11 protein-coding genes are annotated in these 13,383 nt (G+C 49.6%); 3 read left to right on the forward strand and 8 right to left on the reverse strand.

All coding sequences use genetic code 11. The features are described 5' to 3' along the window. The first annotated feature begins 89 nt into the window (after window positions 1-89). Window positions 90-1,439: a DUF4124 domain-containing protein gene (locus tag HER31_RS05890; protein ID WP_168659694.1), complete on the forward strand. Its 1,350-nt coding sequence runs from the start codon at window positions 90-92 to the stop codon at window positions 1,437-1,439. Window positions 1,440-1,871: 432 nt separating this feature from the next. Here the strand turns inward: HER31_RS05890 and ggt are convergent, their stop codons facing one another. Beyond that, window positions 1,872-3,569, reverse strand: coding sequence for a gamma-glutamyltransferase (gene ggt, locus HER31_RS05895; protein WP_168659695.1), 1,698 nt, complete (start codon window positions 3,567-3,569; stop codon window positions 1,872-1,874). Between the two features lie 706 nt (window positions 3,570-4,275). After that, window positions 4,276-5,637, reverse strand: coding sequence for an alanine/glycine:cation symporter family protein (locus HER31_RS05900; RefSeq protein ID WP_168659696.1), 1,362 nt, complete (start codon window positions 5,635-5,637; stop codon window positions 4,276-4,278). A gap of 272 nt (window positions 5,638-5,909) precedes the next feature. Between HER31_RS05900 and HER31_RS05905 the strand changes: the two genes are divergently transcribed. Further along, window positions 5,910-6,680 carry a sulfite exporter TauE/SafE family protein gene (locus tag HER31_RS05905; RefSeq protein WP_168659697.1) on the forward strand — a complete coding sequence of 257 codons (771 nt, stop codon included), beginning with the start codon at window positions 5,910-5,912 and terminating at the stop codon, window positions 6,678-6,680. A 34-nt stretch (window positions 6,681-6,714) separates the two neighbouring features. Here HER31_RS05905 and HER31_RS05910 read toward each other — a convergent pair whose 3' ends face one another. Next, complete coding sequence (locus HER31_RS05910) at window positions 6,715-7,611, reverse strand: LysR family transcriptional regulator (RefSeq protein WP_168659698.1); 897 nt, start codon at window positions 7,609-7,611, stop codon at window positions 6,715-6,717. 111 nt (window positions 7,612-7,722) lie between these two features. Here HER31_RS05910 and HER31_RS05915 point away from each other — a divergent pair, with 111 nt between their 5' ends. Continuing rightward, window positions 7,723-8,325, forward strand: coding sequence for an FMN-dependent NADH-azoreductase (locus tag HER31_RS05915; RefSeq protein ID WP_168659699.1), 603 nt, complete (start codon window positions 7,723-7,725; stop codon window positions 8,323-8,325). A gap of 75 nt (window positions 8,326-8,400) precedes the next feature. Here HER31_RS05915 and HER31_RS05920 read toward each other — a convergent pair whose 3' ends face one another. From HER31_RS05920 to cmoA, 5 genes are read right to left on the reverse strand one after another with little or no spacing between them, the layout of a single operon-like run. Next, complete coding sequence (locus HER31_RS05920; RefSeq protein ID WP_168659700.1) at window positions 8,401-9,348, reverse strand: alpha-L-glutamate ligase-like protein; 948 nt, start codon at window positions 9,346-9,348, stop codon at window positions 8,401-8,403. After that, window positions 9,348-10,841: a UUP1 family membrane protein gene (locus tag HER31_RS05925; protein WP_168659701.1), complete on the reverse strand. Its 1,494-nt coding sequence runs from the start codon at window positions 10,839-10,841 to the stop codon at window positions 9,348-9,350. Before HER31_RS05925 ends, HER31_RS05920 begins: the two co-directional genes overlap by 1 nt. Window positions 10,842-10,851: 10 nt before the next feature. Then, on the reverse strand, window positions 10,852-11,580 hold the full coding sequence (locus HER31_RS05930; RefSeq protein WP_168659702.1) for an ATP-dependent zinc protease family protein: 729 nt from the start codon (window positions 11,578-11,580) through the stop codon (window positions 10,852-10,854). A gap of 1 nt (window position 11,581) precedes the next feature. After that, the gene (gene cmoB, locus HER31_RS05935; protein ID WP_168663183.1) at window positions 11,582-12,565 is read right to left on the reverse strand and encodes a tRNA 5-methoxyuridine(34)/uridine 5-oxyacetic acid(34) synthase CmoB; all 984 of its coding nucleotides are present in this window, start codon (window positions 12,563-12,565) and stop codon (window positions 11,582-11,584) included. Further along, a complete protein-coding gene (cmoA, locus tag HER31_RS05940; protein WP_168659703.1) occupies window positions 12,562-13,290 on the reverse strand; it encodes a carboxy-S-adenosyl-L-methionine synthase CmoA in 729 nt (242 codons plus the stop codon). The genes cmoB and cmoA overlap by 4 nt, the downstream gene beginning before the upstream one ends. Between the last annotated feature and the right edge of the window lie 93 nt (window positions 13,291-13,383).

Genomic DNA, 13,383 nt, shown 5'->3' on the forward strand with positions numbered 1-13,383 from the left:
CGTTCGTTGGAGGGTTTTGTTGAGCAGTTCAGCAGGGCACCAATGATGGAATGACGATGGATTGAGTAGCGGTGGTCAAGGAGAGACAGATGCGAGCAATACCGCTGTTAGCGTTAATGCTGATAGCTTTGCCGGTAGACTCCGCCCTATATAGGTGGGTAGACAGCAATGGCAAAGTGCATTATTCAGACAAAAAGCCACCGAAGAAACATAAATCCGATCAATTGGAACACCGCGGCAATGGTTTGGTTGTTAAGGATGGCAATCAGCACAAGAAGCGTGCTGATGCAGTAACGACCTTGAGCGTTGAACGGGCAGAGAAACAAAAGCAGTTTAAAGTCGTTAAGACTCGTACCATCTCCCAACCAGAAGATAAACCAACTGCGGCCGAAAAAGCCGCTGCGGAAGCGGCCAAACAACAAGCGTTAGCAGAAGAGAAAGCCAAGGCAGCAGCGGACGCGTTGCTGATAGCAAAAGCGAAAGCGAAAGCCGAAGCGGAGGTATTGGCTACGATTAAAGCGCAAGAGCAAGCCAGACTGCTGGCGGAGCTTAAAGCGCAGGCTAAAGCGGAAGTGTTGGCTGAAGCAAAGGCAAAGGCGGAAGCTAAGGCGTTGGCAAAAGCGCAAGCAAAGGCCAAAGCAGAGGCGGATGCGCTGGCGTTAGCCCAATTGAAAGCTAAGGCTGAGGCGGAAGCTAAGGCAAAAGCAGAAGCCCAATTATTGGCTAAGCAAACGCAAGAGGCACAGCAACAGGCGGAAGCGAAACGAATCGCTCAAGCTGAAGCTAAGGCAGCGGCAGAGCTGGAGGCTGCACGGGCGGAGATGATGGCGCTGTTGGAGCGAGCCAAGGCCGCTGAAGCGGCGGCGCTAGAGGCCGCTCGACTGGCAACGGCGAAGCTTGAGGCGGCACAAGCAGCCAACCGTAAACAAGCGGAATTGGCAATAGTGGAAGCTGAAAAGACGCCGGCGGCGAAAGCCATTGTTGCCAAGGTGAAACCCACGTCTGAGCCAGAAACGGCGGTGACCGCTTTGACCCAGCAAGCGCCACCAACCTTCGCAGCGAAAGCGCAACCCAAACCTAAGTTTAAGAAACAAGAACCGAAGAAAAAACAGGTGGCTGTTGCCAAAGCAAAAGCAGCGAAGGTTAACAAAAAACCGATGATTCCAGATGATGGCCTTAACTGTAAGATCGCCGCTAATAACGCGACTAAGTCATTACAGAAGATGATTTTCATCAATAGCAAAAACTACAAAAAAGGTTACTTGCCGAAATCGAACTATCTAAGTATGAATGAGACCTTACAGCAGATCGGCTATCGGATATCTGAGTCAGAGTGTAAGTACTCTAGCGGTGAGGTTCGTGCATTCTACCAATGTATGAGCAATGACATCGGTTTGCTGTCGGAGTGTGGTAAAAGCCATAATTACGGTGAGTTATAGCCACAGCTATTCGGCCAACAACAAGCCTCAATGATTGCTCATTGGGGCTTTTAGGCTGTGTCGTAGTTAGCTGTTGAAGTTTATCTTAAGTCTTCGGCTTCAACGATTTCGGTGCTTTTAGGGGACGATGTAGTGGTAGCGACGGCACATTCTGGTATGTATTAGGGGGAGCTTCGCCCCCTTTTGGAATCTCCTTTTATCAAAACTCGCGGAGTCTGTGCTTTAACAGCATTGGTTAGAACAACACTTAGTTGGTACACAGCCTTTTTAGGGGGGCTGATCGTGCGCCGCATTGGAGCTGCCCCTTTGAGTGTCGTCGCTACATTGGAGCTATTGGTACTGTCGGTAACCACAATCTTAACAAGCAAATAATTAAGCCACCGAATAATCGATGGCTTAATTGGTTAAAGCGAAAAAAGTGAAACTCAAGCGCTAGTAACCAGCCGCTTGACCATCTTTACGACTTTCGGACGCGCCTCGATAAACCTTGTTAGCTGAGTCCCACTCAATCGCTTGATAACCACCATAGGCGCCTAACGACTCCTGAATCTTGTGACCTTTAAGCATTAAGTCGCGTTTGGTTTGATAAGGAAACCCAGACTCTAAGCTAACGACACCGCCCTTTTTCATCACTTGACCAGTGGGTTGGCTTGAACCGGTATGTAAAATTCGCGGCGCATCACCGGCTTCTTGAACGTTCATACCAAAATCGATCATGTTAATGATGATCTGTGCATGGGCTTGTGGCTGAGTTGCTCCGCCCATTACACCAAAGGATAGCCAAGGTTTACCGTCCTTTGTAGCAAAGGCTGGAATAATGGTATGAAACGGACGCTTGCCAGGGGCATAACTGTTGGCTTCGCCCTCGTTCAGGGAAAACAGTTGGCCGCGGTCTTGTAAAATAAAGCCTCGACCGGTCGGGATCATGCCCGAGCCCATGCCGCGGTAGTTACTTTGGATCAGCGATACCATGTTGCCGGCAGCATCGGCAGTGGTGAGATAGATGGTGTCGCCATGAAGTAGGGCAGGGTTACCGGCATCAACCGACTTGCCAGCCTTATCACCAATCAGCTTGCGCCGTTCAGTGGCGTACTCAGTTGAAATAAGCTGCTTTACTGGCACCTCTGCAAAGTCTGGATCGGCGTAATACTTGGCGCGATCGGCAAAAGCCAGCTTCTTGGCTTCGACAAACGTGTGGACGTACTCCGGGCTGGTTTGACCCATGCTGGCAACGTCATAGCCTTCCATCATCTCTAAAATCTGCAGTGCAGCAATCCCTTGTCCAGACGGCGGTAGCTCCCACACATCGATACCACGATAATTGATGCTTACTGGGGTAACCCAATCGCTTTGGTGTTCGGCGAGATCTTGATAGCTGAGAAAGCCCCCTTGAGACTTCATAAACTCATCAATGCTTCGGGCAATATCACCTTTGTAGAAGGCGTCCCGCCCCTGTGTTGCGATCAGTTTATAAGTAGCAGCAAGATCGGGGTTCTTAAATATTTCCCCGGTTTTTGGGGCAGCGCCGCTGGGCATATAGGTTTCTTTAAAGCCCGGGTAATTGCCAATCTTTGCCACGCTACGATCAATGTAGAAGGCAATAAGATCGGATACGGGGAAGCCATTTTCAGCGTAATCGATTGCAGGCTGCAATAGTTTATCCATTGGCAGTTTGCCGAACTTGTCATGCAGCTCGAACCAACCGTCGACGGCACCAGGTACCGATACTGGCAGCGGACCATAAGGGGGAATATAGCTTAAGCCTAAACGCTCAAAGTCTGCCATGGACAAACTTTTGGGGCTACGCCCTGATGCATTCAGTGCGTGTAACTGCTCGGTTTTAGCATCCCAAACGATGGCAAATAGATCACCACCAATTCCGCAGCCGGTAGGTTCGACTAGCCCCAAGGTTGCGTTGGCTGCAATGGCAGCATCAACGGCACTGCCACCGGCTTTAAGCACATCTAGCGCCACCTGAGTTGCTAACGGCTGGCTAGTAGCAGCCATCCCATGTTGTGCATATACCGGAGAACGGGATGCGAATGTGTCACCGGTAACACGATCGAAGCCGTAGGCTTGGAGCGAAAGCGCGCTGCAGCACAAAGCGATAATTGATTGATTCAGTCTCATGACAGTCCCTGTTCACTAGAGTAATGGTTAATGTATCGAATCCAGCTATCTTGCGATAGCACCTCTACTGCATATTTTGAGGCTGTGTACCAACTAAGTGTTGTTGCCAATGCAGTTAAAGCACCGGCTAGGCGAGCCGCGAGACAAATGGAAAGCACTACCGCCGTTGAGTTTTTGCCGCTTTGGACTGCGACCTAAGGCAAGGGACGATTGCAAAGGGGGCGAAGCTCGCCCCTAATGCGTACAATAATGTGCCGTCGCCACCGCGACATCCTCACCTAAAGCACCGAAATCGGTGCAGTGAAGGCTTAAAATAAACTTCAACAGCTAACTACGACAGAGCCTATTTTAGTTACCAAAATTGTTGTTTTTACTCAATGTTTAGCTACGACTGCAGAGGAGGACGATTCGAACCGTCATCATTCATAGCCATAGCCATAGCCGATAGCCATAAGTCGCAGTGCATTTGGGTACTAAAGCGTGATGCTAGTGCGTGTCAGCGTGTCAGCGTGTCAGCGTGTCAGCGTAACTGAGTAGCCGCCGGTATTGGCCTCAATCCAATATCGTCGGATGATATGGTTGAATGCAGGTCTGACAACAGACTGAACAGCGTTGCTCTAATTCCCGTGCCATCTGCGCCTGTTAAAAAAGGATACGGCAGGAAGTAACCCCTGCCGTATGTTCAGCTATTTACAACAGCAACCGTTTATTTGGGCTCGTTAAGAACTGTTGCTTCTGGCTTGGAAAAGTACTCTTTGGTCAGCTTAAATACTACTGGGCTGAGTAGCAGCAGGGCGACGAGGTTAGGAATAGCCATCATTGCATTTAAGGTGTCCGCTAACAGCCATACAAAATCCAACGATGCTACTGCACCAACTGGCACCGCTAAGGTAAATACAATACGGAACGGTGTTACCGCTTTGTCGCCAATTAGGTATTGCACACAACGTTCACAGTAGAAGCTCCAGCCAAGGATGGTGGTAAAAGCGAATACCGCTAATGAGATGGTGACGATGTAGTTACCTAATGGAATTGCGCTTGCGAATGCACTGGTGGTCAAATCGGAACCACTCTCGCCGGACGTCCACACCCCGGTAAGAATGATGGCAAGCCCAGTGATGGAACAAACGATGATGGTATCGATAAAGGTGCCCAACATAGCAATCAGCCCTTGTCGCACCGGGTCGTTGGTCTTGGCGGATGCGTGAGCGATAGGGGCTGAACCCAAACCAGCTTCATTGGAAAAAACGCCGCGAGCAACACCAAAACGAATAGCTGCCCATACTGCTGCACCAGCAAAACCGCCTTGGGCGGCAACGGGGTTAAATGCACTTTCAACCACAAGTGCGATTGCCGCTGGGATCTCGCTAAAGTTAACTGCGAGCACACCAAGCCCAGCAGTCACGTAGAAAAATGCCATCAGCGGAACTAATTTACCAGCCACCGCGGCAATGCGTTTTACCCCACCAAGCAACACCGCTCCAACCAATATCATCAGCACAATGCCGGTAACCAATGGCTCAACGCCAAAGTTGGTGTTGAGCGCCTGCGCTACCGAGTTTGATTGAGTACCATTGCCTATCCCAAAACCGGCGACCGCGCCAAACAATGCAAAAGCGGTTGCCAGCCATGCCCACTTAGCACTCAAACCATTTTTGATGTAATACATCGGACCACCGGCATACTCGCCGTTGGCTCGAGTTTCACGAAATTTTACCGCGCACACTGCCTCTGCGTATTTAGTTGCCATCCCTACTAGGGCAGTACACCACATCCAAAATAACGCCCCAGGGCCACCCAAAGCGATTGCTGTGGCTACGCCGGCAATGTTACCTGTACCGATTGTCGCTGAAAGTGAGGTCATTAGGGCGTTAAATGCACTGATGTCACCATCGCCTTTGCTATCTCGGCCTTTCCATAATAATGAAAAACCTAATCCCAGTTTGCGCATTGGGATAACACGTAGACCAAGCGTTAAGTAGAGTCCTACCCCGAGGATCAACGCCAGCATCGGCACCCCCCAAACGATGCCGTTTACTGCTCCAACCCATTGCGTCAGCATTTCCATTTTCTGAGCTCCATTATTGTTTTTGTTAACTATAACTTACGATCAGTATCACACTATCGAGTCTGGAGGAAGATTCGAACGGGTAATGGCATTCGTAGTTACTTAGGTTGGCAATTAACCTCGCACCAATGGTTAGCTCATTATCGACAGGTTCAACTTATCTGGTTAAAGCTATTACTGCCGTTGGTGTGGCACTATGGTGCACCTCATCCATGGACATATTGTTGATGCGTTAAATCGTGTTAGCGCTTAATACTTTTACAGGTTTTTTAATGATTTTTGATCTGCTGCTGTTAATTGCTGCCGGTTTTGTTGGCGGTATTTTGAATACGTTAGCCGGTGGCGGCAGTTTTATTACCTTTCCCGCATTGATGATGGTCGGTGTCGCGCCAGTTAGTGCTAATGCCACCAACACCTTTGCTTCGTGCGCAGGCTATCTTAGTGGTGCCTATGGATTTCGAGACGAGCTACGAGGCCAACGGAAGCAGCTATTGGTGATTGTGGCGACCAGCATTGTTGGTGGTGCAATTGGTGCGCTGCTATTGATACAGGCGCCACAGCAGTTGTTTCAACAAGCGATCCCGTGGTTACTGTTGTTTGCTACGCTACTGTTTGTATTTGGCGGCCAGATCAACACCCTAGTAAAGTCGATGGCAACTCAGCATCGGTATGCGTCGCTACTGGGCTCGTTGTTGTTGGCGGCAGTGTTACTCGTGGTATGTATCTATGGCGGATTCTTTAACGCCGGCTTAGGCATTATTGCCTTGAGCTATTTAGCACTAGCTGGTTTCACTAATATCAATACCATGAACGGTATTAAGTTGGTTATCTCATCGACGGTGTCATTGATCGCCATTGTAATGTTTGTTTATAACGACGCCATTGCATGGTCTGAGGGCAGTGCCGTACTGATCGGAACCCTGTTTGGTGGCTATATGTCTGCCCACGTCGCCAAACGGGTGGCGGCAGATAAGATGCGTCGCTTGGTCACCTTAATGAGCGTTGCCATTACTGCGTACTTTTTCGTGGTTACTTATTGTTAAGCTTATGGCGAGCTAATAGGGCACTAATCGAGTGCTAAAATACGGTGTTATTCGGCGCACAGGCTACCAATATTTTTGCGAAGGCTTGGGCGGCAGCACCGAGTTTTTCAGGTTGCGGCACAACTAGCGACACCGGTACCGTCGGGCCGCTGGCATCAACCTGCTTCAACTCAACTAGATTGCCCGCGTCGATTTCAGTAGTGGCTAAATGTTGTGGAATCCAGCAAAAGCCAACGCCTTTGCGCAAGATAGCTATCGCTTCGTAGAAGTTCGAGAAGGTCCAACGCTGTTCGGCTTTTAGCCAGCCCATATCTTGATCGGCCAGCGAGCCGGTATCACGGATGACAATCTGCAACTCTTGGGCGAGGCGATTTTGATCCAGAAGTGGCTCGCGGGTGAGTGGGTGTTGAGGATGGCAAACCAGAATCATCTGTACAGTGCCTAATGCGATCCCGCTAAAGCCCGCTGGCACAATACCGGTAATCGCTAAATCAAAATTGCCGCCGTGAATCGCGTCACTGCTGCCACTAATTACATTATCAACCATCACAATTCGGGTTCCACGGCTTTGTGGATAGAACTGACTCAAGGCTTGATACAACGCTTCGGTCGGATAAAGAATTTCTCGGGATAGTTTTATCTCCGCCTCCCACTCCTGTTCAAGATTGGCAGCGAGGGTTTCAAGGTGCTCAATCTCACTAGTTAGGTTACGAGAGCGGCGCAATAGTACCTGGCCCTGCTTGGTCAGGTGGGCTTTGCGCCCCTTTACCTCTAACAACGGCACGCCAAGTACCTGCTGCAGCTTGGCAACGGCATGATTGAGCGAAGACTGGCTCTTATTTAGTGCCTGCGCTGCTTGGGCGTAGCCACCGTAATCAACAACCGCTTGTAATATCCGCCACTGCTCTAAGGTGCTGCTGGGTCGATACATCGACATTCCATTCGAAAAAATAGGTAATAACTAGCTAGATTATGCGCTTTTTGTTCTATCTGCTGCAATTAGAATGGCTTTAGACAAATTAAGCATCGACGGAGCCATACCATGAAAACCCTATTAGTTATCAATTCAAGCCCTAACCAACAGAGCAGTGTTAGCAGAGAGCTTGCCAATGGCTATAGCCGCGATTGGGCGCGTAACTTCCCAAGTGGTGAGGTGGTTGAGCGTGACCTTGCAGATACCAATCTTGTGACGTTAGATAGCGCTACCATAGCTGCGTTTTATACCCCAGCAGAGCATCGTGATGAGCAGGCAACTCGGCTATTGGCGCTGTCTAATGAGCTGGTTGCCGAATTACAGCGGGCTGATGAAATCGTAATTGCCGCACCGATGCATAACTTTTCAGTGCCTGGTTCGCTCAAGCTGTGGATCGATCTTATCTGTCGCGTAGGGGTGACCTTCCGTTACAGCGATTCTGGTCCAGTAGGTTTATTGGCTGGAAAGACTGCAACGGTGATCACTTCACGAGGCGGACGTTATGGTGTTGGTACTGGCGCACAGGGCATGAATCATCAAGATCCTATGCTGACTACAGTGCTTAATTTTGTTGGTATTACCGATATTCGTCATGTAGCGGCAGAGGGAATGGCCAGCGGTGATGGTGGCAAGGTAAAGGCACAACAGCAGTTATCTGAGTTGTTTGGTTAGTATCGACAACCAACAGTGCTAACAACAAAAGCCACCTAAATTAGGTGGCTTAGTTATGCGTAATGCTAGCAATGGTTACTGATTGCCAAACCACTCTTTAGCCATGCGGATCCGCTCTTCGACGGCAAAGGTTTGGTCGCCAAGGGACTCGACCTTTTGCAATCGTGGCAGCAAGCCTTGGTCATTGGCAATCTGGATCGCCAAGCCTGGGCGAGCATTAAGCTCCAGCAGCAGTGGCCCACGTTCACTGTCGAGTACCATGTCGGTGCCGAGGTAACCAAGGCCGGACATTTCATAACAACCGGAAGCCAAATACAGCAAGCGCTCCCAGTGGGGTACCTTCATCTGCAATAGATCCTTTTGCGTATCAGGGTGCAGGTTCACTGGTAAATCGTGTTGGACTGCGCGGATTGCTTGCCCGGTAGCGATATCGACGCCAACGCCAACGGCACCTTGGTGCAGGTTGGCTTTGCCATCGGATGCCGCAGTTGATAAGCGCAACATCCCCATCACTGGGAAGCCTTTGAAGATGATTAAGCGAATATCAGGAACCCCTTCAAAAGAGTACCCCTCAAATACTGGATCAAACTTAATCAGCGCTTCAATCACCGCTACATCATTTTTACCGCCAAGAGAGAACAGTCCAGCAAGGATATTGGAGCAGTGTCGCTCCATATCGGTGCCACTAACCTCTTCGCCAGAAGGCTTAAAGTAGCGACCATTTTCCACCTTGGTGATAACCAATATGCCCTTACCGCCAGAGCCTTGGGCTGGCTTGATGCAAAAGCCTTGTTGGCCAAGCACGCGCTGATTAACTTGAGCCACTTCGTGTTGCTCTTTGATAACTGAGATAAGCGCTGGTGTAGCGATCTTATCTTTTAGCGCCAGTTGCTTAGTAATTAGCTTGTCATCAACCTGCTTGTACAGTTTGCGAGGGTTATAACGGCCAATGTAATCGATGTTGCGTTGGTTCATTCCCATAATGCCGCGACGGCGTAACGAGAACGGATTGCAAAATGTCATCAATCGTCCTTAGCCAGCGGCGCGAATCGACGCAGCTCTAACAAGCGGTAGCCAGTGTACTGTCCCATCCACAAAATCAGAGCCAAGATAACCAAATGAATACCGAGGAAGTTGTAAGCCCAATGGCGTACCAAGTCGTTGTCCATTGCTAGGTAGGTGATTACTGCAACCAACAATGAGCCACCACCTTGAATAAACACCTCGTGGGCGCCTTCCTCTTCCCACAGAATAGACATGCGCTCAATGGTCCAGGCGAGAATAATCATTGGGAAGAAGGTGATGGTTAAACCTTCGGTTAAGCCGAGATTAAAGGCGATAAGGGTAAAGCCAGCAATGATCCCCAAGACCACAATCACCACTGCCGATATTCGCGATATCAGTAGCAGATTGAGGTTGGATAGATAGGAGCGGATCACCAAGCCACAGGCAACGATTAACAGAAAGCCAACGAGACCAGTTAACAGCTTGGTTTGGATAAAGGCGAGGGCGATCAACACCGGCATAAAGGTACCGGAGGTTTTCAGGCCAATAATAACTCGCAAAAATACGACCACTAATACGCCAATAGGGATCAAGAACAGGCCGCGCAACAGCGATTGCTCTTCCAATGGTAAGTTGTAGATAGAGAGGCCGTTGTCACTCATTAAATCAAGTGCTGTTGCAAGTGCTGGGCGGGTCTCTTCAATCATCGAAAAGCTGAGTTTAGAGTTGTTGCCGCCAGTTACGTCAAGTACCGATTCGCCGTAGCGCTGCCATAACAACAGGTTCTCAGGACGACCTTCTACACCGGTGCGAGGATTAAATAGCACCCAGTGGTCGTTGGTATTTACCTCAACCCAAGGTTCTAGAGATTGACGGCGACGGCCATCTTCTAGGCTTAAGCCCATTACCTTCGCTGCCGGAATACCAGCGGAGTGAAGTAGGCGCACAAACAACTCGGCGTTGTCATAACGGCTGCTTAACAGTGCAACGTTTTGCTGCTTGTTGCTCTGTTTAAAAAGTTGCACAAGCTGGCGGGTGAACGACAGGTTATCAGCACTTTTGGCGTGTGCATCGCTAATCAGTGCCCGAGCTGCTGCCTCTACACTGGCGTCCCACACAACCTCAGGCACTGGTTGTTGTTCGCGTCCTGCTAATTCAACCGGCGAGTCGTTCACCTTAAGACTGGTGGTATAAAACAGCTCTTGGGTGCCAGCGGCATCCCGGCGGGTCCAAAATGCACGACGTTGGCTGCCTTTTTCTACAACCGTAAGGCCATAACCGTTAGAAGCCGGCGACTCAGACATAAGGGTGAAGTTGGGGTCACCAGGCAGCGCTAATGACGCCTCTACCGGGCCTTGACCTTCAAATGAGACTCGAGCTTCGATTGTCCATACTGTGGTTGCGGTTGCAGGCAGCAACGGAATGCCATCAACGGAGTGACGAATACCTGAGTAACCAAGACCAACGATTAACAGAGTTAGGATCAACAAATAAAATGGTTTGCGAGACACCTAATAATCCTTAGTTGTTTTCTTGCACGTATTGTTTGGATACATCAACGATCGCAATATCTTTAAAGAACTTGCGGCCTAGCAATAATGGAAACTCCATCTTACTGCGATCGGTTAAGTTAACTTCGGTTTCGCCGTTAAAGGTACCGATTTTTAGGCGTACCTTAATTACTGGCCGGCGGTCGTTCTCTTCGTAAGCGGCTTTCTTAATCTGAATGAAGTGCTCAACTTTGGCTTCGAATGTGGTTTGTTTTTCGCCATCTTCAGGCAAGTCAAAGCGAACCCACTCTTCGCCATTACGCTCAAACATTACTGTGTTCATCGCGATCATGCTGGTGCCGGCCGCGCCGGTATCAACCCGCGCGTCAAAGGTGCGGTCAAATTGCGGTGCAAGCACGCGTTCCGCATCGCCGAAAATCATTTTGTCGGACTGCTGCGTCACAACCACCGGCTCACACTTAGGGGCAATAACAGGTTCTGGTTTGTGCTCAGGCTGTGGCAAGGCAGCAATCTGCTGTTGTAACTCAGCAATCTTGTCCAGCAACAGCTGTTGCTGCGCGCTTTGCGATTCTTGTTGCATCGAGCTTTGCTCCAACAACGTTTGTTGTAGCGTCGCACCGTGGTTACTCAGAGCTTGGTTTAATGCCGTTGTGGTGACGCTATCAACCGGTGCTTTTGTCGCGGCACACCCACTCAGTACGGCCAGTAGGGTGATAGACAAAAAAGATGTTCGAATCATTTTAGTTCTCGTTATTCGGTTTTTCGGCAATGATGATCGCCCGCTTAGGCGCTGGGTAGCCCTCAACAGTTTTACTTGGATCGGTTGGATCTAAGTAATCCGCTAAAGACTCATTGGTCATCCATTCGGTTCGTCGTTGTTCGTCGGTAGTGGTTATATCTTCATCAACTAAGCGCACGTTAACGAAACCACACTTATTTAGCCACAAAATCAATGCGGCACTGGATGGAAGATACCAAACGTTATTCATTTTGCCGTAACGTTCGCTTGGCACTAACACCTGATTCTCGTCACCGTCGATAACCAAGGTTTCAAGTACCAGTTCACCGCCTGCTTTAAGTTGATCCCATAACTGGAACAAGTGATCGATCGGGCTACGGCGATGGTAGAGCACCCCCATCGAAAATACCGTATCAAACGCATGCAAAGAGGGCAGTTGCTGTATCCCTAAGGGTAGCAGATGGATATCTTGGGTGTTGCCGCTAAGTTTTCTAACCGCTTCAAATTGCGCTAAAAAAAGGTCAGACGGGTCGACACCAACAACGAGTTCGGCACCGTCACCGAGCATTCGCCACATGTGATAGCCGCTGCCGCAGCCGACATCGAGCACGGTCCGGTACTTCATTGGGCTAATATGTTGCTTTAAACGATCCCATTTCCAGTCACTGCGCCATTCGGTATCGATGTGAATGCCGTATAGATGGAACGGACCTTTGCGCCAAGGGTGTAACACCTTCAATAGGTTGTGCAGTTTTTTCTGCTCCCCTTCGCTGAGTTCGTCAGCGTGACCAAACGCTACCTGAGTTTGGATATCGCTAAACTCAGGCTGGCGGACTGGCAGCTTATCCAGCACCTTTTGCCATTTAGGGAATTTGCCGTTGCGGTGATATTTGTTCCACTGTGCCAGTTGCGACGGTGCTGACTCGAGCCAATGATTAAGGCGAGTTCCGGCAATGCGTTTGTAGAAGTTACTAAAGTCCATTATTTCACCGCGATCATTGATGCGAAGCGGTAGCACTGGTACCACACTTCCGATTCTTCGAACCCGGCACGAGCAAAGCGCGCCTGGTGGTCCTCAAGGGTGTCAGGTTTCATTACATTTTCCAGAGCGGTACGTTTTTGGCTTATCTCCAATTCGGAGTAGCCGTTACCTCGTTTGAAGTCGAGGTAGAGATCGTCCAGCAACTGGTGGATCTTAGGCTGGCTGTAATTCAATTTTTCCGAAACCACCAACAAGCCACCGGGCTTCATACCTTGATAGATTTTCGCCACCAAAGCGTCACGATCGGCTGGCGCTAAAAACTGCATGGTGAAATTAAGCACCACCATCGAGGCGTTGCTGATCTCTACTTCGCGGATATCAGCGCAGTGCAATTCGACAGGAACATCACTAACAAATGCATCGAGATGTTCGCTAGCCCGAGTAATCATCGCCTCAGAGTTATCAATGGCGACTATCTTTACCTCATCCTGTTTGATGCCGCGCCGCATGGCAAGGCTAGCGGCACCTAACGAACAGCCAAGATCGTAAACGTTGCTGTTAGCACAGACAAAACGCGATGACAGTAACGATAGGGTATTAAGGATTTCGGCATAGCCCGGTACCGAGCGTGAAATCATATCGGGAAAAACAGCAACCACCTTTTCGTCAAAACGAAAGTCGCTGACTTGATGTGGTTGGGAAAAAATTTGGTCGTGCTTTGAGCTCATGGCGGATTCCTGCGAAATAGGGCGCCGATTTTAGCGTTAGGCCAATACACGGGCAATAGCTCAATCTAACTGCTAGGACCTATTTTGACCATT

Source organism: Ferrimonas lipolytica (genome assembly GCF_012295575.1).
Classification (GTDB): domain Bacteria; phylum Pseudomonadota; class Gammaproteobacteria; order Enterobacterales; family Shewanellaceae; genus Ferrimonas; species Ferrimonas lipolytica.

Coding starts and splice junctions, on each gene's coding strand:
- ggt (WP_168659695.1), bottom strand. CDS start 3,569: ATGAGACTGAATCAATCAATTATCGCTTTGTGCTGCAGCGCGCTTTCG.
- cmoA (WP_168659703.1), bottom strand. CDS start 13,290: ATGAGCTCAAAGCACGACCAAATTTTTTCCCAACCACATCAAGTCAGC.
- HER31_RS05915 (WP_168659699.1), top strand. CDS start 7,723: ATGAAAACCCTATTAGTTATCAATTCAAGCCCTAACCAACAGAGCAGT.
- HER31_RS05930 (WP_168659702.1), bottom strand. CDS start 11,580: ATGATTCGAACATCTTTTTTGTCTATCACCCTACTGGCCGTACTGAGT.
- HER31_RS05920 (WP_168659700.1), bottom strand. CDS start 9,348: ATGACATTTTGCAATCCGTTCTCGTTACGCCGTCGCGGCATTATGGGA.
- HER31_RS05890 (WP_168659694.1), top strand. CDS start 90: ATGCGAGCAATACCGCTGTTAGCGTTAATGCTGATAGCTTTGCCGGTA.
- HER31_RS05900 (WP_168659696.1), bottom strand. CDS start 5,637: ATGGAAATGCTGACGCAATGGGTTGGAGCAGTAAACGGCATCGTTTGG.
- HER31_RS05910 (WP_168659698.1), bottom strand. CDS start 7,611: ATGTATCGACCCAGCAGCACCTTAGAGCAGTGGCGGATATTACAAGCG.
- HER31_RS05905 (WP_168659697.1), top strand. CDS start 5,910: ATGATTTTTGATCTGCTGCTGTTAATTGCTGCCGGTTTTGTTGGCGGT.